20 protein-coding genes are annotated in these 22,919 nt (G+C 71.8%); 7 read left to right on the forward strand and 13 right to left on the reverse strand.

Features of this window, described 5'->3' with window-relative positions:
- Positions 1-66 precede the first annotated feature (66 nt).
- The 6 genes from BKI49_RS01245 to BKI49_RS01270 all read right to left on the reverse strand — a co-directional run bounded on the left by BKI49_RS01245 (position 67) and on the right by BKI49_RS01270 (position 6,465).
- Positions 67-900 (reverse strand): DUF1295 domain-containing protein, encoded by an 834-nt coding sequence (locus BKI49_RS01245; protein WP_095932258.1) that lies wholly within the window; start codon positions 898-900, stop codon positions 67-69.
- Positions 897-2,207 carry an SAM-dependent methyltransferase gene (locus tag BKI49_RS01250; protein ID WP_095932259.1) on the reverse strand — a complete coding sequence of 437 codons (1,311 nt, stop codon included), beginning with the start codon at positions 2,205-2,207 and terminating at the stop codon, positions 897-899. The genes BKI49_RS01245 and BKI49_RS01250 overlap by 4 nt, the downstream gene beginning before the upstream one ends.
- Complete coding sequence (locus BKI49_RS01255; protein WP_095932260.1) at positions 2,204-3,472, reverse strand: SAM-dependent methyltransferase; 1,269 nt, start codon at positions 3,470-3,472, stop codon at positions 2,204-2,206. The genes BKI49_RS01250 and BKI49_RS01255 overlap by 4 nt, the downstream gene beginning before the upstream one ends.
- Positions 3,469-4,197: a DUF1365 domain-containing protein gene (locus BKI49_RS01260; protein ID WP_179332287.1), complete on the reverse strand. Its 729-nt coding sequence runs from the start codon at positions 4,195-4,197 to the stop codon at positions 3,469-3,471. Before BKI49_RS01260 ends, BKI49_RS01255 begins: the two co-directional genes overlap by 4 nt.
- Positions 4,194-5,498, reverse strand: a complete 1,305-nt coding sequence (locus BKI49_RS01265; RefSeq protein ID WP_373557508.1) for an NAD(P)/FAD-dependent oxidoreductase — start codon at positions 5,496-5,498, stop codon at positions 4,194-4,196. The genes BKI49_RS01260 and BKI49_RS01265 overlap by 4 nt, the downstream gene beginning before the upstream one ends.
- A 154-nt stretch (positions 5,499-5,652) precedes the next feature.
- Complete coding sequence (locus BKI49_RS01270) at positions 5,653-6,465, reverse strand: MBL fold metallo-hydrolase (protein ID WP_179332288.1); 813 nt, start codon at positions 6,463-6,465, stop codon at positions 5,653-5,655.
- 137 nt (positions 6,466-6,602) lie between these two features.
- Between BKI49_RS01270 and BKI49_RS01275 the strand changes: the two genes are divergently transcribed.
- Together BKI49_RS01275 and BKI49_RS01280 are read left to right on the forward strand one after the other, a co-directional pair.
- Complete coding sequence (locus BKI49_RS01275) at positions 6,603-7,205, forward strand: TetR/AcrR family transcriptional regulator (protein ID WP_095932261.1); 603 nt, start codon at positions 6,603-6,605, stop codon at positions 7,203-7,205.
- A 175-nt stretch (positions 7,206-7,380) separates the two neighbouring features.
- On the forward strand, positions 7,381-7,821 hold the full coding sequence (locus tag BKI49_RS01280) for an SPW repeat protein (RefSeq protein WP_095932262.1): 441 nt from the start codon (positions 7,381-7,383) through the stop codon (positions 7,819-7,821).
- Between the two features lie 174 nt (positions 7,822-7,995).
- Here BKI49_RS01280 and BKI49_RS01285 read toward each other — a convergent pair whose 3' ends face one another.
- Positions 7,996-8,763: an ArsR/SmtB family transcription factor gene (locus BKI49_RS01285; RefSeq protein WP_095932263.1), complete on the reverse strand. Its 768-nt coding sequence runs from the start codon at positions 8,761-8,763 to the stop codon at positions 7,996-7,998.
- A gap of 179 nt (positions 8,764-8,942) precedes the next feature.
- Between BKI49_RS01285 and BKI49_RS01290 the strand changes: the two genes are divergently transcribed.
- Positions 8,943-9,521 carry a GNAT family N-acetyltransferase gene (locus tag BKI49_RS01290; RefSeq protein WP_095932264.1) on the forward strand — a complete coding sequence of 193 codons (579 nt, stop codon included), beginning with the start codon at positions 8,943-8,945 and terminating at the stop codon, positions 9,519-9,521.
- Between the two features lie 51 nt (positions 9,522-9,572).
- On the opposite strand, the gene BKI49_RS01295 is transcribed toward BKI49_RS01290, so the two are convergent.
- Both BKI49_RS01295 and BKI49_RS01300 read right to left on the reverse strand, forming a co-directional pair.
- Positions 9,573-10,094, reverse strand: coding sequence for a GNAT family N-acetyltransferase (locus BKI49_RS01295; protein ID WP_095932265.1), 522 nt, complete (start codon positions 10,092-10,094; stop codon positions 9,573-9,575).
- A gap of 294 nt (positions 10,095-10,388) precedes the next feature.
- The gene (locus BKI49_RS01300; RefSeq protein ID WP_095932266.1) at positions 10,389-11,855 is read right to left on the reverse strand and encodes an APC family permease; all 1,467 of its coding nucleotides are present in this window, start codon (positions 11,853-11,855) and stop codon (positions 10,389-10,391) included.
- 231 nt (positions 11,856-12,086) lie between these two features.
- Here BKI49_RS01300 and BKI49_RS01305 point away from each other — a divergent pair, with 231 nt between their 5' ends.
- Positions 12,087-13,268 (forward strand): ROK family protein, encoded by a 1,182-nt coding sequence (locus BKI49_RS01305; protein WP_095932392.1) that lies wholly within the window; start codon positions 12,087-12,089, stop codon positions 13,266-13,268.
- A gap of 457 nt (positions 13,269-13,725) precedes the next feature.
- Entirely contained in the window at positions 13,726-16,455 is a 2,730-nt protein-coding gene (locus BKI49_RS01310) for a glycoside hydrolase family 2 protein (protein WP_179332289.1), read from the forward strand.
- Positions 16,456-16,556: 101 nt separating this feature from the next.
- On the opposite strand, the gene BKI49_RS01315 is transcribed toward BKI49_RS01310, so the two are convergent.
- On the reverse strand, positions 16,557-17,996 hold the full coding sequence (locus BKI49_RS01315) for a hydrolase (RefSeq protein WP_095932267.1): 1,440 nt from the start codon (positions 17,994-17,996) through the stop codon (positions 16,557-16,559).
- 232 nt (positions 17,997-18,228) lie between these two features.
- Here BKI49_RS01315 and BKI49_RS01320 point away from each other — a divergent pair, with 232 nt between their 5' ends.
- A complete protein-coding gene (locus BKI49_RS01320; protein WP_095932268.1) occupies positions 18,229-18,492 on the forward strand; it encodes a GlsB/YeaQ/YmgE family stress response membrane protein in 264 nt (87 codons plus the stop codon).
- 126 nt (positions 18,493-18,618) lie between these two features.
- Complete coding sequence (locus BKI49_RS01325) at positions 18,619-19,500, forward strand: GNAT family N-acetyltransferase (protein WP_095932269.1); 882 nt, start codon at positions 18,619-18,621, stop codon at positions 19,498-19,500.
- Positions 19,501-19,607: 107 nt separating this feature from the next.
- Here BKI49_RS01325 and BKI49_RS01330 read toward each other — a convergent pair whose 3' ends face one another.
- From BKI49_RS01330 to BKI49_RS01340, 3 genes are all read right to left on the reverse strand, one after another.
- A complete protein-coding gene (locus BKI49_RS01330; RefSeq protein ID WP_095932270.1) occupies positions 19,608-20,522 on the reverse strand; it encodes an NAD-dependent epimerase/dehydratase family protein in 915 nt (304 codons plus the stop codon).
- A 118-nt stretch (positions 20,523-20,640) separates the two neighbouring features.
- The gene (locus tag BKI49_RS01335) at positions 20,641-21,417 is read right to left on the reverse strand and encodes a GNAT family N-acetyltransferase (protein WP_095932271.1); all 777 of its coding nucleotides are present in this window, start codon (positions 21,415-21,417) and stop codon (positions 20,641-20,643) included.
- Between the two features lie 138 nt (positions 21,418-21,555).
- Entirely contained in the window at positions 21,556-22,881 is a 1,326-nt protein-coding gene (locus BKI49_RS01340) for an MFS transporter (protein WP_095932272.1), read from the reverse strand.
- Between the last annotated feature and the right edge of the window lie 38 nt (positions 22,882-22,919).

Here is a 22,919-nt window from a genome sequence, read left to right on the forward strand (position 1 = left end):
CCCGCCGGCCCCCTTCCGGCGGGCGGCGCCCCCTGACCGGGGTGTGGCCGACCGGAAGGGGGCCTGTCAGGTCGAGCTCGGGGGTGTGGGCGCGGGCCCGCGCCGCTTCGGCGGCACGGGGAAGAATCCGCTGGTCCTCGCGACGTACTCGGCGAATCCCGGGCGTTCGGCCATGTGCCGTTCGAGCATGGGCTTTCCGCTGCCCTTGATGAGCAGACCGCTCATCACCAGGGGAGACACGGCGGCCACCGCCGCCGACGCGCCGGAGTCGCAGGCGAGCAGGTACAGGCCCCACCAGACGCAGAAGTCCCCGAAGTAGTTGGGATGCCGCGTCCAGCTCCAGAGCCCCTGGTCCATGATCCGGCCCCGGTTGGCCGGGTCGGCCTTGAACCGGGCCAGCTGGGCGTCGCCCACCGCCTCGAAGAACAGGCCGAGCGTCCACAGCGCGGTGCCGGCCCAGGCGAACGCGGTGAGCGGACCGGGCACGTACTGGGCGGCCTGCACGGGCAGCGACACCAGCCAGACCAGGGCTCCCTGGAGCAGGTAGACCTTGTACAGCGCGTACAGGTCGCGGTTGCCCGGCGCCTTGTCGAGCATCGCCTCGTAACGGGGGTCCTCGCCGTGGCCGCGGCCCCGCCGCGCGATGTGCACGGCGAGCCGCAGCCCCCACACCGAGGTCAGCGCGGTCACCAGGATCCGGCGTCCGTCGTCGCCCGCGCCGCCGGACGCGGCGAACGTCACGAGGGCGACGGCGGTGAAGCCGAGCCCCCAGGCGATGTCGACGACGCGGTGGACGCCCTTGCGGACGGCGACGGCGAAGGTGGCCAGCATGACGGCGAGCGCGACGCCTGCCGCGAGAGCCAGATTCTGGGCGAAGGCGCCCCACGGGAAGCCGGTCACGGTTCGACCGGTCCCGTGTACCAGGGCCGCGGGGTGGCGGGCAGTCCACTGCGTCCGTGGGCGGTGGGCCGTACGGCGAGGATCTGGTCGACGCCCATGCGGCGCTCCTCGAACGCCAGGGCGCCGCCGACCAGATACAGCCGCCACACCCGGGCCGTCTCCTCGCCGACGAGGCGCACGACGTCGTCCCAGCGGTCCTCCAGCGTGCGGTGCCAGGCCTCGACCGTGCGCACGTAGTGTTCACGCAGCGACTCCGCGGACCGTACTTCGAGTCCGGCGTCCTCCAGCATGCCGACGGTCCGCCCGAGCGGGCGCATGTGCATGTCGGGGGCGATGAACGCCTCGATGAAGGCGCCGCCGCCGGGAGCGGCGGTCCCGCGCGACATCTGCTGGACGAGGACGCGTCCTTGGGGGCGGACCAGCCGGCGCAGAGCGGCGGCGAAGGCCGGGTACTCGGAGTCGCCGACGTGTTCGCCCATCTCCACGGTGGCGACCGCGTCGTAGGCGCCTCCCTCGATGTCCCGGTAGTCCTGGCACACCACGTCCACCCGGTGCTCCAGGCCGCGTTCGCGGACCTGCTCACGGACGTACGCGGCCTGTTCGCGGGCCAGCGTGACGGCGGTGACCTGCGCCTTGTGCTGTTCGGCCGCGTACAGGGTGAGGGAGCCCCAGCCGCATCCGATGTCGAGCAGTCGGGCGCCGGGGACGAGTCCCAGTTTGCGGCAGATCAGTTCCAGTTTGGCCCGCTGGGCGTCGGCCGGGGTGAAGCCGGGTTCGTCGGAGATCCAGTAGCCGCACGAGTAGGCCATCGTCTCGTCGAGGAGCAGCCGGTAGAACTCGTTCGACAGGTCGTAGTGATGGCTGATGGCGGCCCGGTCGCGGGCCTTGCTGTGCAGGCCTCCGAGCAGCCGTGCCTGGGACGCGGGTGCCGGGGGCGGCGGGCCCACGGCTCCGAGGCGCAGGGCGGCGGCGGCCGCGCGCGCACGGTCGGCGGGGGTGAGGCGGGGCGCGTGCACCCCGCGTTCGCGCACGGCGCCCCACATTCTGCGCAGCCCGTCGGCGAGGTCGCCCTCGACGTCGAGCTCACCGGTCACGTACGCCTGTGCCAGGCCCAGTTCGCCGGGCTGCCACAGCAGCCGGCGCAGGGCGCGCCGCGAGCGGACGACCACCACGGGCGCGTCGGCGGGACCGGCCTCGCTGCCGTCCCAGGCGCGCAGCCGCACGGGAAGCGGGCCGCCGAGCGCGTCCTCGGCCAGCGCCGCCAGCCGGTGGGCGGTGTCCTCGTGGGCGGGGCGGACGGTAGTCATCGGCCGAGGTCCTCCTTGGTGAGCAGGTAGTGCTGGACGTCGAGGTAGCCGGAGCGGAATCCGGCTTCGGAGTAGGCCAGGTAGAACGTCCACATACGGCGGAAGGTCTCGTCGAAGCCGAGTGCGTCGACGTCGTCGGTGCGGGCGGTGAAGCGTTCGCGCCACAGCCGGAGTGTCTCGGCGTAGTGCGCTCCGTAGGCGTCCCTGCGGGTGACGCGCAGCCGGGTGTGGTCACGGACGGTGTGCTCCACGGCTTCGACGGAGGGCAGCAGCCCGCCCGGGAAGATGTACTTCTGGATCCAGGTGTGGGTGTGCCGGCTGGCGAGCATCCGGTCGTGCGGCATGGTGATGGCCTGGAGGGCGGCGCGGCCTCCGGGGGCGAGCCGTTCGTCGAGCGTGCGGAAGTAGACGGGCCAGAACTCCTCGCCCACCGCCTCGATCATCTCGACGCTCACCACGGCGTCGTAGGTCCCCTCGGCCTCGCGGTAGTCGCACAGCCGGATGTCGACCCGGTCGGTGAGCCCGGCCCGTGCCACACGTTCGAGGGCGAGGTCGCGCTGTTCGTGGGAGAGGGTGAGCGTGGTGACGTGGGCCCCGCGGGCGGCGGCGCGTAGGGCGAGCTCGCCCCAGCCGGTGCCGATCTCCAGGAGCCGGGTGCCGTCGGTGACCGCGGCGAGGTCCAACAGCCGGTCGATCTTGCGGTGTTGCGCGGCGGCCAGCGTCGGCCAGGTGGCGGGGAAGCCGCGGAAGAGGGCGGAGGAGTACGTGAGGGTCTCGTCGAGGAAGACGGCGAACAGGTCGTTGGACAGGTCGTAGTGGTGGCTGATGTTGTCGCGGGATCCGCCCGGTGTGTTGCGCTGGGCGTCGGGCTGCTTCAGGGCCCACAGCCGGCGCAGCCGTTGCAGCGGGGCCGGGATCAGGTCGGCCGTGTGGCCGGCGAGCACGGTGAGGGCCGCGACCAGGTCGGGTGCGTCCCATTCGCCCGCCGTGTAGGACTCGCCGAAGCCGACCAGGCCGTGCACGCCGATGCGGCGGTGGAAGGCGTCCGTGTCGTGGACGTCGACGCGGGGGCCGCCCGTGCCCAGGCGCGTCCCGTCGTCGCACCGCACCTGGAGCGGGAGGCGTCCGAGCGCTCCGCGCAGGACGGCACGCGTCAGTGCGATCCGTGCCCGGGAGGCGTCCGGTGGCGTCGCCGGGCCCGGGTGGCCGCCGCGGTCCGCGTCCTCGTGCCGCGTGGTGAGGGCACGGGGCTCGGCTGTCGTCATGTCGCTTTCTCCTGATCTCGGTGGCGGCGGGGCTGGACGGGCAGTCCCCGCAGGAGGAGCCGGATGCCGTGGAGGCGGATCGCCGCCGAGACGGCCACGGTGGACCATGGGCGCCGAAGCGCCTGGCCGAGCAGCGCGCGTGGCGTCGCCTCACGTCGTGTGCCGCGCAGCGTCGCGGTGAAGGGGCGCCCGCCGGCGCGCTCCAGACGGACCGTCAGATCAAGCCGTGGGCCGGGCGGGGGCAGGCGCATGCGGTAGTCGCCGTCGACGGGGAAGAACGGCGACACGTAGAACTCCTTGCGTGTGTGCGCGATCCCGTCACCGTCGGGGCGGAGCAGGTAGCAGTGCCGTTCGCCGTAGGTGTTGTGGACCTCGGCGACCACGCAGCGCGGTGTGCCGTCGGGGTCGTGACACCAGTACAGGGTCAGCGGGTTGAAGACGTGGCCGAGGACGCGGGCGTGGGTGAGCATCGCGACCGGCCCGCCGCGCAGGTCGATGCCGTGGGCGGCGAGGAAGCGGTCCAGGCCGGCGCGGACGGTGGGCTGGTCGCCGTCGAAGTGGTCGCGGGGGTCGAATCGGGCCAACGGGCGTAGGAGGAAGGGAAGTTCAGGAGGATGGCCGGGGTCCGTCAGCCACATGTAGGTGCGGTGGCGCAGCGTGTGGCGGGTCGGCGCGGTGCGGACGTGGACGACCGTGCACGGGTAGAGCGCGGGGGTGCGGATCACCAGACCACCCCCAGCGCGGCGGCCGCGGTCACGCCGGACCGGCAGCCGTCCTCGTGGAAGCCCCAGCCGTGGTAGGCGCCCGCGAACGCGGTCACCGCGGTGTTCAGGGCGGGTAGTTGCCGCTGGGCGGCGACGGACTCCGGGGTGAAGACCGGGTGTTCGTACTCCATGCGCGCGAGGACGCGGTCCGGGTCGACGCGGTCCTCACCGCCGAGGGTGACGACGTAGGTCTCGGGGGCGTCGAGGCGCTGGAGCCGGTTCATGTCGTAGCTCACCCGGACCCGGTCCGCGGCGGCGGCGCAGGACGGCATCAGGTAGTTCCAGGAGGCGCGGGCGTGGCGGGCGCGCGGCAGCAGGGTGGTGTCGGTGTGCAGGAGGGTGGAGTTGCGGGAGTAGCGGAAGGCGCCGAGCACCTCGCGCTCCCGTTCCGTCGGGTCCGCGAGCAGTCGCAGCGCCTGGTCGGGGTGAACGGCGACGACGACGGAGTCGTACGAGGCGGTGGTGCCGTCGTCCGTGGTGATCTCGACGCCGTCGGCATGCCGGCGCACGGCACGGACCGGGGCCGAGGTGTGCACGGCGTCGAGCTGTTTGGCCAGCCGGTCGACGTAGGTGCGGGATCCGCCGGTGACCGTGCGCCAGACGGGTGAGTCGCCGACGGACAGCATGCCGTGGTGCTCCAGGAAACGGAACAGATGTGCCGCCGGGTGGTCGAGCGCCGTGGTGGCGTCGCACGACCAGACCGCCGACACGAGCGGGGTCATGAAGTGTCCGACGAAGTAGGGCGAGAAGCGCTCGCTCGTCAGGAATGCGCCAAGGGTGAGGGTGTCCCCGGCGCCCTCGGTCCCCTCGGCGAGCAGGCGGCGGGCCGCCCGGTGGAAGACCGGCACCTCGGCGAGCATGCGCAGGTAGGGGCCGTGCAGTGCGCTGCGCGGGCGGGCGAGGAGTCCGGCGGGCCCGCGGGCGCCCGCGTACTCCAGGCCGCACCCCTCGCACCGCACCGACATGCTCATCTCGGATTCCTGGGTGGCGACGCCGAGTTCGTGGAACAGCCGCAACAGGTTCGGGTACGTGCGCCGGTTGTGCACGATGAAGCCGGAGTCGACGCGGTGCATGCGCCCGTCGGACGAGGCGAGGTCGTGGGTGTGCGCGTGGCCGCCGAGCCGGTCGTCCGCCTCGTAGAGGGCTACGCGTCGTGCCCGGCTCAGTACGTGGGCGGCGGTGAGTCCGGCCACGCCCGAACCCACCACGGCCGTACGTCGCCGTATGTCGTGCCGTCCCCGCCCCGCGCTTCCCCCGCCCACGTCAGGGGCGTTCTCCGACGCTCGCCGCACTGTGTCCTCCCACCCGGCTCCGATCAGCGTTCACCCCTTGTTCCGGAGCTACGGTGCTTTCGGATTGCCCGAACGCGACCTTCCTCCGATCGGATGACGACGGGCCGGGCGGGGGACGTCGCCGTCAGCCCGTGCGGCGGGCCAGTTCCCAGGGATCGTGGGCGCTGAAGACGTCGACCTCGTCGCCGTGCAGCCGCACCAGTTCGCGCAGCCGGGCGTGGTTGGCGAGGCGCAGCGGCCGGTCCACCTCGGTGATCTGCTGGAGGATGTCCATGCCGGGGTGTCCCTGCGGGGCGTCGGGGTCGATCTCGCGGTGGAAGTAGTAGGCGTCGCCGCAGTGCAGGAGCCGGCGGCCGGAGTCCTGCACGGCGATCGCGCAGTGGCCGCGGGTGTGACCGCCGAGCGGCACGAGCAGAATGTCCGCGTCCAGTCCGGCCAGCGGCCGCACCGCGTCGAATCCGTACCAGGGGTCGCCCGAGGTCTGTGCGTACGTCACCCAGTGCGGCCGGTGGGCCCACTGGGCCGGGCGGTAGCGGACACGGTCCTCGGGGTGGGCTCCGGGCGCCGCCATGGCCGCCCGGTGTTCGTCCTCGGAGAGGTGGACCTTCGCCCAGGGGAAGTCGGGCAGGCCGCCCGCGTGGTCGAGGTCGAGATGGCTGAGCACGATGTGCCGGACGTCCTCCGGGCGGAAGCCGAGCGCGGCGACCTGGCGGACCGCGGTCTCGGCGGGGTCCAGGACGGGCTGGGCGCGGCCGAGGAAGTCGGCGCCGAGGTTCTCCTCGGGCCGCGCCACGTCGGCGGTGCCGATGCCGGTGTCGACCAGGACGAGACCGTCGCGGTCGGTCTCGACGAGCAGGCAGTGGCACACCGCGGGCAGGCTCCCGTCGTCGGTGTCGATCGTCCGCATGGAGCCGCAGTTCAGGTGGTGGACCTTCACGATGAGTCCTTTCGGCCGCCCTGGACGCGGTGTTGTACGAAGGGCGTCGGGACGCCGCGGGCGGCACAGGGCGACATGAATTAGATAACGAACGTTCGTGAGCTAATAGCGAACGGTCGTTAGGTTAAAGTGATGCCATGAGCCCGCGCAAGTCCGTCGCCGAGACCGCCGCCACCCGTGACCGGATCATCGAGAGCGCCTTGGCGCTGGCCTCCGCCGAAGGACTCGAAGGCCTCACCATCGGCCGCCTCGCGACCGAGCTGGAGATGAGCAAGGCGGGGGTGATCGGCCACTTCGGCAGCAAGGAAGGCCTCCAGCTCGCCGTACTGGACGCCGCGACGGAGCGCTTCCGGATGCGGGTTCCGGCCCGCGCCGTCGGCGCACGGCCCGGCACCGAGCGGCTGACGCGCGCCTTCCACGAGTGGATCGACTACATGTCACAGGACGAGGGGCACGGAGGCTGCTTCCTCACCTCGGCGGCCGGCGAGTTCGACGGCCGCCCCGGCACGGTCCGCGACCGCGTGCTCGCCGCGCTCGACGCCTGGTCGGCGTATGTGACGGCGGAGCTGACCACGGCCGTCGAGAACCGCGAACTGCCCGAGCGCACCGATGTGGAGCAGCTCGCCTTCGAGCTCAACGGCGTGGCCCTGGCCGCGAACCAGTCGATCCAGCTGCACCGTGATCCGCAGGCACCCACGCGGGCCCGACGCGCCGTCGCGCGCCTGCTCATCGCCCCCTGAGAGGGGCCTCCTCCTCCACCCGAGGGGGCCGAGAACATCACTCACGACCCTCCAGAACCCCGAGCTCTACACATAAAGAGAAAATAAGCGCAGAATGGGCGTAAGCGGCACTTACCGCATGCGCACCGGACGCGGTCGGGCCGTGGAGTTCGAGAGAGATCGAAGGAGACGAGTCATGGCCAACGTCTCGCATACCAGGGGTGACATCACCAGCCACCCCGACGTATCCGAAATGCGGGCTCGGTACGACCGCGTACTCGGCGGTCGCGATGTGGCGCTCGTGGACGGGCCGGTGTTCCTGCTGGGCCTGTACTGCGCGGTGTCCCCGTGGATACTCCACTACACGACGAACCAGCCGGCGCTGGCGGCCCACAACCTGATCCTGGGGATCGCGATAGCCGCGCTGGCCCTCGGGTTCACCATGATGCCGGAAAGGATGTACGGCCTGAGCTGGGCCATCTGCGCGATGGGCGCATGGCTGATCATCTCCCCGTGGGTGGTCGGCACCGCCCCGGACGCCGGAGTGGTCATCAACAGCATCATCATGGGCGCGCTGGCCGTAGTGCTGGGCGCCGTGTGCGCGGCGACGACTACCAGGGCCAACACCAGGGCGTGACCCGGCAGTTGCGCGGTCCCGGGCGCGGCCCGGCAACGACAGCCTCTCGGGCATGACCCGACGACGGCACGTCCCCCGGACGCGGCCCGGCGACGGGAGAGGAACGGAGGTCGGCCACGGACGATCGCGGGCCGGCCCGCACCGAGCGGGCCGGCCCCTCCGCGTCCGCGCCGGTCAGCGACCGGGCACCAGCCACGGCTCCTGCGGCAGCGGACTGCCGGTCTCCAGCAGGGACTTGAGGTTGGACAGCACCGCCGCCCAGCCCGAGGCGGCGTCGCGCCGCTCGGACTCGTCGGCGAGGTCCTCGTGGGTCACCGTGAGCCGGACGATGTCGGCGTGCGGCTGGATGTCGAAGGTGACCCGGGAGTACCGGTCCGCGTCGCCCTCGTCCTCGGGTGCGGCCCAGGTGGTCACGAGGCGTGTCGGGCGGTCGCTCTCCACGACGGTGCCGATCACGTCGGCGACCCCGGAGCCGTCGGTGCGGCGGTGTTCCCAGCGGGAGCCCGGCCGCCAGTCCGAGACGTTGCTGTGGCCCCAGTACCGGGCGGTCAGGTCGGCATCGGTGAGTGCGTCCCAGACCTTCTCCGGCGTGCTCCGGATGTAGATGACGTACACGAAGTCGGGCTTGTCGGTCATGGCTTCCTCGGCCTTTCGTCTGAGGGCGCTCAGTGCGCGCAGGCGCGGGCGCTCGAACTTGTCGATCCACCGCTCCTGGATGTCGTGGAGCGGCACCGGATTGAGGTAGTGGAGCTTCTCCCGCCCCCGCCGCGTGGTGCTGACGAGGTTGGCGGCCTCCAGGACGGCGAGGTGCTGCGTCACCGACTGACGGGTCATGTCGATGTGCTCGCACAGCTCGCCGAGCGTCTGACCGCTGTGCTCGTGGAGCCGGTCGAGCAGTCGCCGCCGAGTCCCGTCGGCCAGCGCCTTGAAGACCTGATCCATTCCGGAGTCACTCTCTGATCGCACACTCAACGTTATGCAGGCAATCACTTGCATGTCAACCTGCGTCCCGATCCGCCCGCCCCGCGGGCACCCTCCTGACCACGGTGTGCGACGTCCGGAGCACCCCCGCCGCGCGAGGCCTCTTGGCCGCGCCCCGCCCGGCGCGGCACGATCATCCGATGGACAACCGACCTGCCTTCGACTTCCCCAGGCCGCTGCTGATCGACGGACTGGGCCTTCAGTTGCGCGAATGGTCCGACGACGACGTGGCGGACCTCGTCGCGATCTACGACGATCCCGAGATCGACCGGTGGACGCCGGTCCCGTCACCTTTCGACGCGGTGGCCGCGAGCGCCTATCTGGCCGCCGCCGAGCAGAAGGGTGTCGAGGGGCGGACGGTGCAGCTCGCCATCACCACGGACGGCGGGCCGGCGCGAGGCGAGATCCTGTTGTTCCGCAACGCGGTCGACGAGCGGGACCTCGAACTCGCCTACGGGGTCGGGCCCGCCCACCGGGGCAGGGGCATCGCGACCCGCGCGGTGCGGCTCGCGGTGGACTTCGCCGGTCGCCGGGTCGGTCCGCGGCGCATGGTGCTGTGCATCGAGAACGGGAACACGGCGAGCGAGCGCGTCGCCAGGGCGGCCGGCTTCTCGCTGACGAACGACCGGCCCGTGGTCCGGGAGGCCAAGGGACGCGAGGTCGTCCTGAGGACGTGGAGCCACGACGCGAGCGACACCTCCGGGAGCGCGAGCACCTGATCCGGTCCGCGACGCGCCCCGGGCCTCAGCGACCGACGGGGCCCGCGGGCCTCACCCGCGAGGGAGAGGGAGCGGGTTCGCCGAGAGGTCGAGGGTGAACGCCACCCGGTCGAGTCCGGGGCCGTCGTAGTCGGCCTTCACGGCCGACTCGGTGAATCCGAGCCGGGTGTGGAAGGCTCGCGACGCCGTGTTCTGCGGGCTGGTGACACAGTGCACATAGCGGCGGCCGTGCGAGCGCGCGAGGGCGAAGAAGGCCCGGTACAGGGCGCGGCCGACGCCCCGCCCGTGCAGGCGCGGGTCGACGCCGACGAAGTGCACGTAGGCGGCGTCGGGCTCGGTCTGCGAGAGGAAGCCGATCAGGAAGGCGGCCACCTCTCCGCCGTCGCGTTCCACCAGGAAGCCGGTCGTGGTGAAGTGCTGGAAGTACAACCGCGGCAGCAGCAGCGCGCGTTCGAGCGCACCCGCCTGCCCCTTCAGGCCGCCCCACCACGCGTCCAGCACCCCGAGCACCCGCGCGTGATCCTCTTCGGCAGGGTGCCGCGCCGTCAGTCCGGCCGGAAGGTCGTCGATCATCCGCGCAGTCTGCCATCCGCAGTCGGCACCCCACCACGCCCGGTTCCGGCCGCCGGAGCCTTGCGTGTCCGGCCGCACGGAAGGGCGGCCCGCTCTGCCCGGTCCCGGCCCGGCCGCCACCTGCCGACCAGGCACCGCGGTGACGGTGACCGTCGGGGCTCTCGCTCCGACGGTCACCGTGCGTCGCGCGCCGGCGGGCGCTCCTTGCATCACGCACCGGCGGGCGCTCCTTGCATCACGCGGCTTCACGCGCCCACGGCACCCTGGGGCACACGACGGCGGGCACGCCATGGGTCACGCGCCGGCGGGCTCCGCGTCGGGTTCCGCGTCGGGTGCCGGCGCGGCCAGGTACTCCTCGCTGGTCTCCTTGGGGCCGAAGGGCCACACCTTCTCCAGGCGCGCCCAGACGACGAAGGCGACACAGCCCAGCGCCACCCAGGCGAGGGACCATTCGATCGGGTGGCGGCCCGGCGAGTTCTTGTCCGCGTAGCCGTAGATGGTGAGCCAGCCCGCCAGGGCGACGAAACTCGGCACCGGATAGAGCCACATGCGGTACGGCCGGTGCAGGTCGGGCTGCCGCTTGCGCAGCACCGAGAGGGCGACCACCTGGGCCAGCGCCTGGACGATCACCATGACCGTGGTCAGCAACTGGATGAGGGTGGCCAGGTCCGTGTGCCGGCCGATGAGGAAGCCGATCGCGGTGACGACGCCCATGGTCGCGAGGCCGAGCATCGGGAAGCGGTGCTTGGGGTGCAGCTTGGCGTAGGGGCGGAAGAACACGCCGTCGCGGGCGGCGTCGTAGGGCACGCGCGAGCCGCCGAGCAGTCCGGTGAAGACCGAGGCGAACGCCGTGACGAGGATGAGGACGGTGACCGTGTCGGCGGCGCCCTTGCCCCAGGTCTTCTCCAGGACCGCCGAGGCCACGGACGTGGAGGCGATGTCTCCGGGGTCGGTCATCCGGTGCCAGTCGATGACGCCCAGCGTGCCGATCTGGAGCAGCAGGTAGATCGCCATGATGCCGAGGATCGAGAAGACGATCGAGCGAGGCAGGACGCGGCCCGGGTCCTTGATCTCGGCGCCCATGTAGGCGGTCGTGTTGTAGCCCAGGTAGTCGTAGATGCCGATGGTCAGGCCCGCGGCGAAGCCGAGCCAGAAGTGACTGCTGGTCAGTTCGAAGGCGTGGGCCGGGTAGGTGAACGCGAGGTGCGCGCTGAAGTCGGTGGCCGCGGCGAGGATCACCAGGACCACCGAGGTGATCATGACGGCCCACATGACGGCGGTGATCCGGGCGATGTGCTCGATCCCCCGCCACAGCAGGAGCACGACGAGCGCGACGATGCACAGACCGATGAGGTCACCGGTGGTCTGCCCCATGCCGGGGGCCAGATAGCCCAGGTACTGGACGAAGCCGACCACACCGGTGGACATGATCAGCGGGATGAAGAGCATGGCCGTCCACACGAACAGGAACGGCATCAGGCGGCCCGTGCGGTACTGGAAGGCCTGGCGCAGATAGACGTAACTGCCGCCGGAGCCGGGCATCGAGGCGCCCAGCTCGGCCCAGACGAGACCGTCCGCCAGGGCCAGCAGTGCTCCGGCGACGAACCCGATGACCGCCTGCGGACCGCCGAACGCGGCGACCATCAAAGGGATCGTCACGAACGGCCCGATGCCGCACATCTGGCTCATGTTGATGGCCGTGGCCTGGAACAGGCCGATGCGGCGGACGAATCCGCCGCTCGGCGGGGGGCTACCGGACATGGGTCCTCCTCGGACGAGGCACGGGGGAGAGAGACGGTGGCGGCCTCCTCGTCGGCGGCCGACGGATCGGAGCGGATCAAGGACGGCGGATCGAGGGGCGGATCGACGGGCGGGTCACCGGCCGGCGCCGGTTCTCCCGCCGGCTCACCCGGCGAGGCTGACTGGGCGATAAAGTTAAGGAGCCTTACTAGATGCGTCAAGAGGGTGACCGGCATGCGTGAGAATGGTGCGATGCCCGCCCGTGACGTCGCAGAGCAGCCGGAACAGCCTTGGAACCGCAGGCGGTTGCGCAGTACCAACGAGCGACTGCTGCTGGACCGGCTGCGCACCGGCGGCGCCGCCTCACGCGCCCAGCTCGCCCGCGAGACCGGCCTGTCGAAGCCGACGGTCTCCAGCGCGCTCGCGGCCCTCGCCGGGGCGGGCCTGGTCCACGAGGTCGGCACGCACGCACCCGAGCGCGGCCGGGTGGCCGTCCTCTACGCGCCGGACCCCTCGGCCGGTCACGCCCTCGGCATCGACATCGGTCGCGGGTGGCTGCGCGTCGCGGTCGCCGATCTGGACGGCACCGTGATCGCACGGACCGACGTACGCAACCGGGCCCGCGCCTCCGGCGCACTGGCCGACCTGGTGGTCGCCACCGCCCACCAGGTCGTCGCGGGCTCGGGCGTCGGCGCGGACGAGGTGGCCCACGCGGTGATGGGCACGCCCGGCGTGTACGACGAGACGCAGCGGCGGGTGCGCTACGCGATGCACCTGCCCGGGTGGGGCCGCGCCGGTCTGTTCGACCGGATGCGCGAGGAGCTGGGCATCCCGCTGGAGGTGCACAACGACGCCAACCTCGCGGCCCTGGGCGAGTACACCTACGGGGTCGGCGCGGGCAGCCGGCTGTTCGCGTACATCATGATCGGGACGGGTCTCGGGATGGGCGTCGTGAACGAGGGGCGGCTGTTCACCGGGGCGCACGGCGGAGCCGGGGAGATCGGCTTCCTGCCGTGGCCGGGCCGGCAGAAGCCGGAGACGCTGGAGGACGCGGTGTCCGGCGTGGCCGTGGTCGAGGCCGCCAGGCACTTCGGCATGACCGGGCAGCTCACCGCGAAGGCGGTCTTCGACGCGGCACGCGCGGGCACTCCCGCCGCGGTCGACGCGGTCCGGCTGGAGGGCGAGCGGATCGCCCACACGGTGGCGGCCGCGGCGGCGGTGCTCGATCCCGATCTGGTGGTGCTGGGCGGCGGGGTGGGACACAGCGTCGACCTGCTGCTGCGCCCCATACGCGAGACGCTGCGCACGCTGACACCGCTGCGCCCGCGGATCGTGCCCGGACGGCTGGGCGAGGACGCGGTGCTGCTGGGGGCCGTGGCGACGGCACTGGGCACCGCACGCGACGTGGTGTTCGAGCGCCGCTCCGCCTCCTGAGCGCAATCCCGCCGCATGCTCCGCCCGGCGGCGGGCCTCCTGACGGGGCCTCGCCTCTCGTGGAAGGGGCTTTCCCCGGACGGGGGCGGCTTCCTGAGGGCGACTCACCTCCGGGGCCAGGCGCCTCCATGGCTCCGGACGCGCCCCCTGACGGCGACTCACGTCCCAGTGGAGGCGTCTTCCTCCCATCGGACCCGCTTCCCGACGGCGATGCGCATGCCGTGGGTGGCGCGTTCCCCGCAGGTGGCCGCCCTGCTGACGGGGGCTCACCGGCACCGGCGGCGGTGGTCCGTCCGCCGTCCCGTGCTCCGCCGCCCGGACGGCACCGGACCTCGCGGTGATTGACATGAATTACTCACCGGCCTAGCTTGTGGGCGCAGTTAGTAAAGTTTCCTAACTTGAGCTGACTCTCGCAGTGTCGCAGCGCGGATGCTCCCCCACCCCCAAGGAGACCACCGTGTTCCACCGCCGTGCCGAAAGACGGCGCCTCGCCACGGCCACTGTCACCCTGTGTGCCCTGTGTGCCCTGTCCACGTGCGCGTGGGCCGAGGTCGACGGGCCGACGACCGTGCGCCCCGCGCAGCGGTCCCCCGTGACGAAGGTGGCCTCCACCCCCGGCAGCGCCACCGCGCTCGGCGGTTACACGATCCGGTCCAGCGCCCAGGTCACCGACTCACCGGCGAAGGTGTCGAGCCCAGGCTATCCGGCGAGCGGCTGGGCGGCCGCGGGGCCACGCTCGACAGTGCTCGCGGCGCTGCTCGCCGACGGGAAGTACGCCGATCCGTTCCACTCCACGAATCTCCAGAAGATCCCGAAGTCCGACTTCGCCGTGCCCTGGTGGTACCGCTCGGACTTCACGGTCGACGACACCTCCGAGCGCAGCTATCTGGACTTCAGCGGCGTGATCTCCGCGGCCGACGTGTACGTCAACGGCCGCCAGGTCGCCAAGACCTCCGACGTGAAGGGCGCGTACACGCACCACGAGCTCGACATCACCTCGCTCGTGCGGGCCGGCACCAACACCGTCGCCTTCCGGATCCAGCCCAACGACCCGACCAAGATGCTCACCATGGGCTGGCTCGACTGGCTGCAACCGCCGCCCGACCAGAACATGGGCATCGTCCGGGACGTCCTGGTCCGCCGCGGCGGGCCGGTCGCACTGCGCGACGCGCACGTGGTCACCAGGCTGGACGTGCCCTCGCTCGCCTCCGCGGACCTGACCGTGAAGGCGCAGGCACGCAACGAGACGGACAAGGCCGTGACCGCCACCGTCTCCGGCAGCATCGGCCCCGCGGTCTTCGCCCGGACCGTCCCGCTCGGCCCGCACGAGACGAGGTCGGTCACCTTCACCCCGGCCGACTCCCCCGGCCTGCACCTGAAGGCACCGAAGGTGTGGTGGCCGGCCGGCATGGGCGGACAGCCCCTGTACGGCCTCGATCTGAGTGTCTCCGTCGCGGGCGAGCGCTCCGACCTCGCGCACGAGGACTTCGGCATCCGCGAGGTCAAGGCCCCCCTGAACCGCGACGGGGCCCGGCAGTACAGCATCAACGGCCGCAGACTGCTGATCAAGGGCGGCGGCTGGTCGCCGGACGAGTTCCTGCGCTGGGACCGGACCTACGTCGAGGACCGGTTGAAGTACGTGCGCGATCTGGGGCTCAACACGGTCCGGCTGGAAGGGCACATCGAGCCGGACGAGTTCTTCGACCTCGCCGACAGGTACGGCGTCCTCACGCTGCCCGGCTGGGAGTGCTGCACCAAGTGGGAGGGCAACGTCAACAGCGGCGAGGCCGGGGAGCCCTGGACGGCCGCCGACTATCCCGTCGCCAAGGCGTCGATGGCCGCCGAGGCCGCACGGCTGCGCTCCCATCCCAGCGTGATCTCCTTCCTCATCGGCAGCGACGCCGCGCCGGACGCCACGATCGAGAAGAACTACCTGGACGCGCTCCACGCGGCCGACTGGCCGACGCCCGTGGTCCCCGCAGCCAGCGACAAGTCCTCCCCCGTCACCGGCAGTTCGGGCATGAAGATGACCGGGCCCTACGAATGGATCCCGCCGAACTACTGGTACGCCAAGCGCGAGGGCGGCGCCACCGGCTTCAACTCCGAGACCGGCGCGGGCCCCGACATCCCGACCCTGGACACCCTGCGCCGCATGATGTCGCCCGCCGAACTGGACACGCTCTGGAAGGACCCGGGCGCCAAGCAGTACCACCGTTCGCCGTCGTCTACCTTCGCCACCCTGAAGATCTACGACAACGCCCTGGCCGGACGCTACGGCGCCCCCACCGGCCTGACCGACTACGTGCGCAAGGCGCAGCTCGCCCAGTACGAGAACGTGCGGGCCCAGTTCGAGGCGTACGGGCGCAACGCCACGGACGCCTCGAAGCCCTCGACCGGCGTCGTGTACTGGATGCTCAACAGCGGGTGGACGTCGCTGCACTGGCAGTTGATGGACCGCTATCTGGACCAGGGCGGCGCCTACTTCGGCGCGAAGAAGGCCAATGAGCCGCTGCACGTGCAGTACTCGTACGACGACCGTTCGGTCGTCGTGGTGAACAACCGGCACGAGCCGGCCTCCGGGCTGACGGCCCGGGTCACGCTCTTCAACACCGACGGCACACAGAAGTACGACCGGACGGCGACCGGTGTGGACGTGGCCGGCGACGGGGCGCACAGCACGGCTCTCACGGTGCCGTCCTCGGTGAGCGGACTGTCCCCGACGTATCTCGCCCGGCTGGTCCTGACCGACTCCCGGGGCAAGGAGGTCAGCCGCAACGTCTACTGGCTGTCGACGAAGCCGGACACCCTCGACTGGGCCGGCACCGACTGGTACTACACGCCGACCACGAGCTACGCGGACCTCAAGGGCCTCGGCTCGATGGCGCGGGTGCCGGTCTCCGCGTCGGCGTCCACCGACACCGGGTCCGACGGCATCGCGACGACCAGGGTCACCCTACGCAACACAGGGACGGGGAAGACCCCCTCGCTGCTCACCGATGCGCACCTGGTGGACGCCGAGGGCAGGCCGGTGCTGCCGGCCGAGTGGTCCGACAACCAGGTCAGCCTGTGGCCCGGCGAGTCCACGACACTCAAGGTGACCTATCGGACGGCCGATCTGCGGGGCTCGGCTCCGCGGATCCGCGTCTCGGGCTGGAACACACCCGAGACCACGGTCCCGGCGACCTAGACGGGAGGCACCGGGAAGACCGCGAGAGGCGGAGGAGCAGGAAAAGGAGCAGGAGAAGGGCGGGCCCGGTGCCGCGGGCCCGCCCTTCAGTCCGCTGCGGATCAGCTCACGTTCAGAGCCGTGTCGTCGATGACGAACGACGTCTGGAGCATGGAGCCTTCGGTGCCGGTGAACTTGATCGTGACCGTCTGCCCGGCGTACGCGGTGCCGAGGGCGAAGGTGCGCTGGGTGTACCCCGAGGCGGCGTTCAGGTTCGAGTACGTGGCCAGGGTCGACAGCACGGTTCCGCTGCTGTTCAGCACCTGGGCCTTGAGGGTGTCGTACGCCGTGCTGGTGGTCGTCTCGGCCGTGTCCACGTGGAGGTGGAAGCTCAGGGTCGCCGAGCAGCCGGACGGGACGGTGACCGACTGGGAGAGGGTGTCGGTGTGCGCCGAGCCGTAGCCGTTCAGCCACGCCTTGTACGAGCCGGTGCGGGCGGCCTCGCCGGTGTCGGTGGTGATCACACCGCTGCTCGCGCTCCAGGACGTGCTGCCGGACTCGAAGCCGGGGTTGGCGAGCAGTTGGGCGGCCGTGCAGGTGCCGCCGCCCCCGCCGCTGCCGCTCGCGCCCGCGAGCCACTCGGTGGCGTTCAGGGCCAGCGCGGCGTTGGTGGCGCCGGAGTCGTTCCAGCCGTCGTAGAGCGTGTTGCCGGACTGACCGGTGCCGTCGTCGATGGGTGAGCTGTCTCCCCAGAACGCGACCCGGCCGCTGCCGAAGGTGCTCGTCGCGAAGAACGCGCCGGTGTTGCCGGAGTAACCGGTGCGGTAGAGCAGGCCCTTGACCGCGGGGTTGTCTGCGGGCTTGAGCGTCGCGGTGGTACCGCTGGCGATCAGGCTCTTGGTGACGGTGCCGAACGAGCCGTGCAGGACGGCGCTCGTGCTGTCGGTGACGGCGCTCGGATGGTCGGAGCCGATGCTCAGCGAGTCGACGGAGAAGCCGAACGGGTCGGTGCTGTCGACGCTGTTCGTGGTCATCAGGTCGTTGAAGATCTCGACCGCGTCGTAGCCGTCGTTGTTGCGGTCGGCGCCCGTGTGGTCGGAGATCATGAACAGACCGCCGCCGTTGTTCACGAACGTCATGATCGCGGTCTTCTCCGCCGTGGTGAACAGCGTGTTGGGTTCGGGCAGCACCAGTTCGTCGAAGTTCTTCAGGTCGGTCGCGGCGGAGCCTCCGTAGGTGAGGCTCGCCCCCGAAGGCAGTGTCTTGAGGCTGTAGTCGCCCGTCTTCTGCAGGGCCACGCCCCATGAGGACAGCGCGCCGGTCCAGTCGGTCTCGGCGGACGGGGAGGAGTCCTGGCCCAGCGGGTCGGGCTGGCTGGTGGAGATGATCCAGTCGGCGTTGCCCGCCGTCTCGGCGTGGGCGTTGTCGAACAGGACGCGGTGGGGGGTGGCGGCCTGGGCCGGCGCGGCACCGGCCGTCTGGACGGCGGCGCCCGTGACGAGGAGTCCGAACACGGCCAACGCCGTGGTGATTCTGTGGCGGGAACGTCTGAGTCCGAGCATCCGGCGAACCTCCGAGTGGGGTGGGGAGAGGCGGTGCGGGCGCCAAGTCTGCGCGCGTAGAACGGTGGGTGGCCGTCCACCACGCGACAGACTTTTGAACGGTACATGACTAGTCGACCGTCGAACAGGAACCCGGCGGAACCCGATCCGAGGCGGGCGGCACCGGAGCGGGACTGCCTCGGCTTCCAGGGGGCACTAGATAACCGCAGGGAACCGACATAGAGGGGCGGAGATGGAGATCTCAGGCATCATCAGTGCCATAGTCATCGGCATCATCATCGGTGTGCTGGGACGGCTCGTCGTCCCGGGCCGCCAGCGCATCGGCATTCTGCTGACGATCGTCGTCGGCATCGTGGCGGCATTGATCGGCTCGGCGCTCGCCGCCGCCTTCGACGTCGCCGACACCAAGGGCATCGACTGGATCGAATGGCTCATCCAGATCGGGCTCGCGGCGCTCGGCGTCGCGGCGCTTGACCGGTCGAGGGCACGCCGCTGACCGGCGAGGCCATTGCGAGTACGGGAGCCGTGTGCCGTGGTGCGCGCTCAATTCCGTTGCGGAGCGCGCACCCGCAGGGCTAGTTTCTGCGGGCTTCGCACCGCACGCCGACATCACGGAGAGACCTTGCCGCCACGCGTCACACCGCTGACCGACCCCGAGACCACACCCTCCAGCCGACGCCTCGCATGGCTGGCCTCCGGCACCGACAGCGCTCCCGTCGGCTCGGCCTTCCTCCGGCTGTTCACCAAGGAGGGACAGTCCCACCTCGCCGAGCTGGAGATCGCCGTGCACGCCGCCGAGCGGCGGCAGGGAGTGGGCAGCCGGCTGCTGGACGCGGCCGTCTCGGCGGCGCGTGAGGAAGGGCGGCGCTCGCTCGTCGCCCAGGCCGAGGCCGGCTCACCCGGCGACCTGTTCCTGGCGGCGCGCGGATTCCGCCGGGTGCTCGCGCTGACGTACGCACGGCTCCCGCTGGCGGACGCGGACGTCGCGGGCATCACCGAGATCGCCGAACGTCCGCACTCCGGCTACGCGTTGACCCACTGGGACGGCGTCGTGCCGTCCGGCCTCGCGCTGTCGTTCGCACACTCGCGGCGGGCCATGGACGACATGCCGATGGACGACACCGACTACGGAACCGTCGTGTGGGACGTGGACCGGGTCGTGTCGGCGGCCGAGGCGATCGCCAAGCGCGGCGAGTCGCTGCACACGGTGGCGGTGCTGGACCGCTCGGACGGCTCGGTCGTCGGCTTCTCCGAACTCGTCGTGCCCGGCGACGGCCGTGGCGATGCCCAGCACTACGGCACGGGCGTGCTCCCCGAGCACCGCGGCCACGGCCTCGGGCTCTGGATGAAGGCGGAGTCGATCCGTCTGGCCCGTCGGGACCACCCCGAACTCGGCGGACTGCTCACCGACACCGCCGACAGCAACGCGCCCATGCGCCGCATCAACCACGCACTCGGCTATCTGCCCACGCACAGTGCGGTGGAGTACCAGCTCGACCTCTGATCCGGTCGCGCCCTTCGCGGCGCACCGGGCGGCGGGGTGCCCGATCCGCGGCGCCCCGCCCGGCTCCCGACGGAGCGGCGCCGCACGGCCGGCGCCGGTCCGGCGCCCTACGCGGCCAGGTCCTCCAGCGCGGCGAGGCCGTCCTGGCTGGACGGATGGGCCGGAGTCCAGCCCAGTTCCCGTTCCGCCTTCGCGGAGGAGACCCGCATCGACGCCCCCGTCATCGTGTGCGCGTACGACATCGGCCTCATCACCCACCGCGGCACGGTCATCGGCGCGGGCAGGCCGAACCGTGCGGCGACGGCGCGGACATGGGCGGCGAAGCCCAGCGGGGTGCGGTCGGCGATGTTGTAGGCCTCGCCGGGGCGCCCGCGCTCGACGGCGGCGACGACCGCGCGCGCCGCGTCCACGAGGTCGATCCACGGCAGGACGCGGCCCCGGTCGTCGGTGACGGGAAGCTGCCGCTTGCGCAGCATCGAGACGATGCCGTCGGTGCCGCCGGGGCCGTAGAAGAGACCGAAGCGCAGCGCGATGCCCTCCAGTCCCTCGGCCTCGAACGTGAGCCGTTCCTTGGTGCGCATCGCCGCGATGTGCCGTTCCAGTTGCGCGGTGGCGCCCGGCGGTCCGAAGGGGACGTCCTCGGTGACGATCTGGTCGCCGTGGTCGCCGTATCCGTACCCGAAGATCATCGACTCGGCGACGAACCGCCGTGCGCCGGTCACGCGCGCGGCCTCGACGAGATGTGCGGTGCCTTCCGTGCGCAGCGCGTCGGTGGCGTACATGTCCCGGTGCCGCAGGGGTGCCTTGCGCAGGGCGGTCGCGGCGTGGACGACCGTGTCGAAGTGGCGGCCGTCGACGGCCCGCAGCAGCGCGTCGCGGTCCATCAGGTCGGCGCGGACGCCGTTGCCGGTGCCCCGGCCGAGACCGGTGACGTGGTGGCCCGCGTCGGTCAGGGCCTTCGTGATGTGCCGGCCGAGGACGCCGCTCGCGCCGGCCAGGAGGATGCTCTGGTTCGTCGTCATGCCCGTACGACGGAGAGCGGCTGCCGGAATGTGACATCGCTCGGGCGGCTCACCCGCACGGGCCTCGGGCGTCGCCCTCCGCGCACGGAGCGCACGGAGCGTCCGTGCGCGGAGCACCTCAGAGCGCGTACACGTACGGCGTGGTGGTGGTCAGCGGCTGGAAGCCCAGCCGGGCGAGGACGGGGCGGCTCTGGCCGGAGGCGTCGACCTGGACGTAGCGGTAGCCGCGGTCGGCCGCCACCCGGGCGCGGTGGGCGACGAGCGCCCGGTAGATGCCCCGGCCGCGCCAGGCCTCGACGGTGCCGCCGCCCCACAGTCCGGCGAACCGGGTCCCGGGCAGCAGCTCCATGCGGGCCGCGCTGACCGGCACGTCGCCGGCGAGCGCCACGACGGCGACGACCGTGTCCGCCTCGCCGGTGAGCTGGGCGAGCAGTTGGTGGCGCAGCCGTGTGCCGTCCGTGCCGAAGGCCTGTTCGTGGACCTCGGCCACGAGGTCCACGCCGGCCCGGTCGGTGACGGGCAGCAGGCGTACGCCCTCCGGCGGTTCGGCGTCCAGCGCCAGGTCGCCCAGTTCGGCGACCATCAGGGTCTCCTCGGGTTCCGCGGTGAAGCCCGCGGCGCGCAGCCGGGACCCGAGGTCCTCCGGCTTGTCGTGCCCGTACAGCTTCCACTCGAACTCCCGCCGGAGTCCGGTGAAGTGGCGGATCTGGTCGGCGATCGCCGCGTCGGCCGTCGTCTCGTCCAGGTCCGACCAGACCACTCCGTTCCAGCCGTGCTCGGCGCCGGTCTGGCGCACCACCTTGCCGGCGCGTTCGACCCGCGCGCCCGGCGCGTCGGGCCGCGCCCCTTCTCGCATGTCCCGGTCGAACAGGGCCAGTACCGCAGCGTGATCCATGGGCTCACTCCAGCACCCGGGAGCCGCCCGGGGCAACGGGGATTTCACCTTGTGGGCGGCCGTCCCCGGCCCGAGGGCGCGCACGCGCCCGGCCGGGGCCGTGCGACCCCGCCCGGGCGCGCTCCCCCGCCCCTCCGGTCAGCCGGTGGCGGTCAGTTCCTGCCGGGTGCCGCTCGTGGCCGGGGGCTGGACGCGGCGCAGCCCGGTCAGACTGACGAACACCAGGGAGAACAGGCCCGCGGCGGCGAAGGCGGTGAAGCCCGCGGTGGTCGAGCCGGTCGCGAGCAACTGGCCGCCGAGCCAGGGGCCGAAGACGGCGCCGAAGCGGCCCATGCCGGAGGTCCAGCCGACCGCGGTGGCGCGGTTGTCGTCGCTGGAGCGGGCGGCCACCGTGGCGTAGATCATGGCCTGGGCGCTGAAGAGGAACAGGCCGGTCAGGAAGACCACGGCGTAGGTGAGGGGCAGTGGCATGCGGACGCTGAGGGTGTAGACGCCGACGGCCGTGGCGCCGAACCAGATCGCGGCGATGCGCGGTCCGCCGAACCGGTCGGTGAGCCGGCCGCCGACGAGCATGCCGACGATGCCGCCGAGGTTGATGACGATGACGAAGCCGATCGAGGAGCCGAGGTTGTAGCCGTTGGCCTTCATCAGCGAGGGCAGCCACTGGGAGACGCCGTACACCAGGAGGAGGCCGCCGAAGGAGGCCAGCCAGAAGAGCAGGGTCTGGATCCACAGTCCGCCGCGGAACAGGGCGGCGACCGCCCCGAAGCGGTCGGCCGCGGCCGGTCGTTCCCCGTCCCGGGCGGTGGGCTCGACGCCGTACCGGTCGGCGAGTGCCAGGGCTTCCGCGTCACGGCCCTTGGCCTGGAGGAAGGCCATCGACTCGGGCAGGTACTTGGCGGCCAGCGGCACGCCGATGAAGAGCGGGATCACACAGATCCAGAAGGAGACCCGCCAGTCGCCGGTCCACAGGGCCACGAATCCGGCGACGATGCCGCCGGCCTGGTGGGCGGTCATCAAAGAGCCCACGATCAGCGCGCCCCGGCCGCGCGGGGCGTACTCGGACACCAGCGTGATCGCGCTCGGCAGCAGGCCGCCGAGGCCGAGCCCGGCGAGGAACCGGCCGAGGCTGAAGACGCCGAGGCTGCCGGCCGCGGCGCAGACGGCGGAGGCCAGGGAGAAGACGGCGGTGGACGCGATGATCGTCTTCTTGCGGCCGGCCCAGTCGCTGACGGTGCCGGAGGACAGGGCACCGATCAGCATGCCGAAGGTGGCGTAGGAGCCGACGTCGCCGGCCTTGCCGGGGTCGATGCCGAGCGCCTTGGTCTCCAGCATGTGCGGGAGGACGGAGCCGTAGATGAACATGTCCAGGCCGTCGAAGAGGACGACCAGCCAGCAGAGGCCGACGACCAGCACGGCCAGTCTGCTGCCGCCGCGAGCGGGCAGGGCGAGGGAGGAGGACATCGTTGTTTCCTCTCGTCCAGGAGATGTGGGCCCTGGAA

The organism is Streptomyces sp. Tue6028, from assembly GCF_002300165.1.
Lineage (GTDB): Bacteria > Actinomycetota > Actinomycetes > Streptomycetales > Streptomycetaceae > Streptomyces > Streptomyces siamensis.

Excerpts from the sequence above, each read along its gene's own strand:
- BKI49_RS01250 (WP_095932259.1), bottom strand. The coding sequence starts at position 2,207 with ATGACTACCGTCCGCCCCGCCCACGAGGACACCGCCCACCGGCTGGCG.
- BKI49_RS01255 (WP_095932260.1), bottom strand. The coding sequence starts at position 3,472 with ATGACGACAGCCGAGCCCCGTGCCCTCACCACGCGGCACGAGGACGCG.
- BKI49_RS01275 (WP_095932261.1), top strand. The coding sequence starts at position 6,603 with ATGAGCCCGCGCAAGTCCGTCGCCGAGACCGCCGCCACCCGTGACCGG.
- BKI49_RS01280 (WP_095932262.1), top strand. The coding sequence starts at position 7,381 with ATGGCCAACGTCTCGCATACCAGGGGTGACATCACCAGCCACCCCGAC.
- BKI49_RS01285 (WP_095932263.1), bottom strand. The coding sequence starts at position 8,763 with ATGGATCAGGTCTTCAAGGCGCTGGCCGACGGGACTCGGCGGCGACTG.
- BKI49_RS01290 (WP_095932264.1), top strand. The coding sequence starts at position 8,943 with ATGGACAACCGACCTGCCTTCGACTTCCCCAGGCCGCTGCTGATCGAC.
- BKI49_RS01295 (WP_095932265.1), bottom strand. The coding sequence starts at position 10,094 with ATGATCGACGACCTTCCGGCCGGACTGACGGCGCGGCACCCTGCCGAA.
- BKI49_RS01300 (WP_095932266.1), bottom strand. The coding sequence starts at position 11,855 with ATGTCCGGTAGCCCCCCGCCGAGCGGCGGATTCGTCCGCCGCATCGGC.
- BKI49_RS01305 (WP_095932392.1), top strand. The coding sequence starts at position 12,087 with ATGCCCGCCCGTGACGTCGCAGAGCAGCCGGAACAGCCTTGGAACCGC.
- BKI49_RS01315 (WP_095932267.1), bottom strand. The coding sequence starts at position 17,996 with ATGCTCGGACTCAGACGTTCCCGCCACAGAATCACCACGGCGTTGGCC.
- BKI49_RS01320 (WP_095932268.1), top strand. The coding sequence starts at position 18,229 with ATGGAGATCTCAGGCATCATCAGTGCCATAGTCATCGGCATCATCATC.
- BKI49_RS01330 (WP_095932270.1), bottom strand. The coding sequence starts at position 20,522 with ATGACGACGAACCAGAGCATCCTCCTGGCCGGCGCGAGCGGCGTCCTC.
- BKI49_RS01335 (WP_095932271.1), bottom strand. The coding sequence starts at position 21,417 with ATGGATCACGCTGCGGTACTGGCCCTGTTCGACCGGGACATGCGAGAA.
- BKI49_RS01340 (WP_095932272.1), bottom strand. The coding sequence starts at position 22,881 with ATGTCCTCCTCCCTCGCCCTGCCCGCTCGCGGCGGCAGCAGACTGGCC.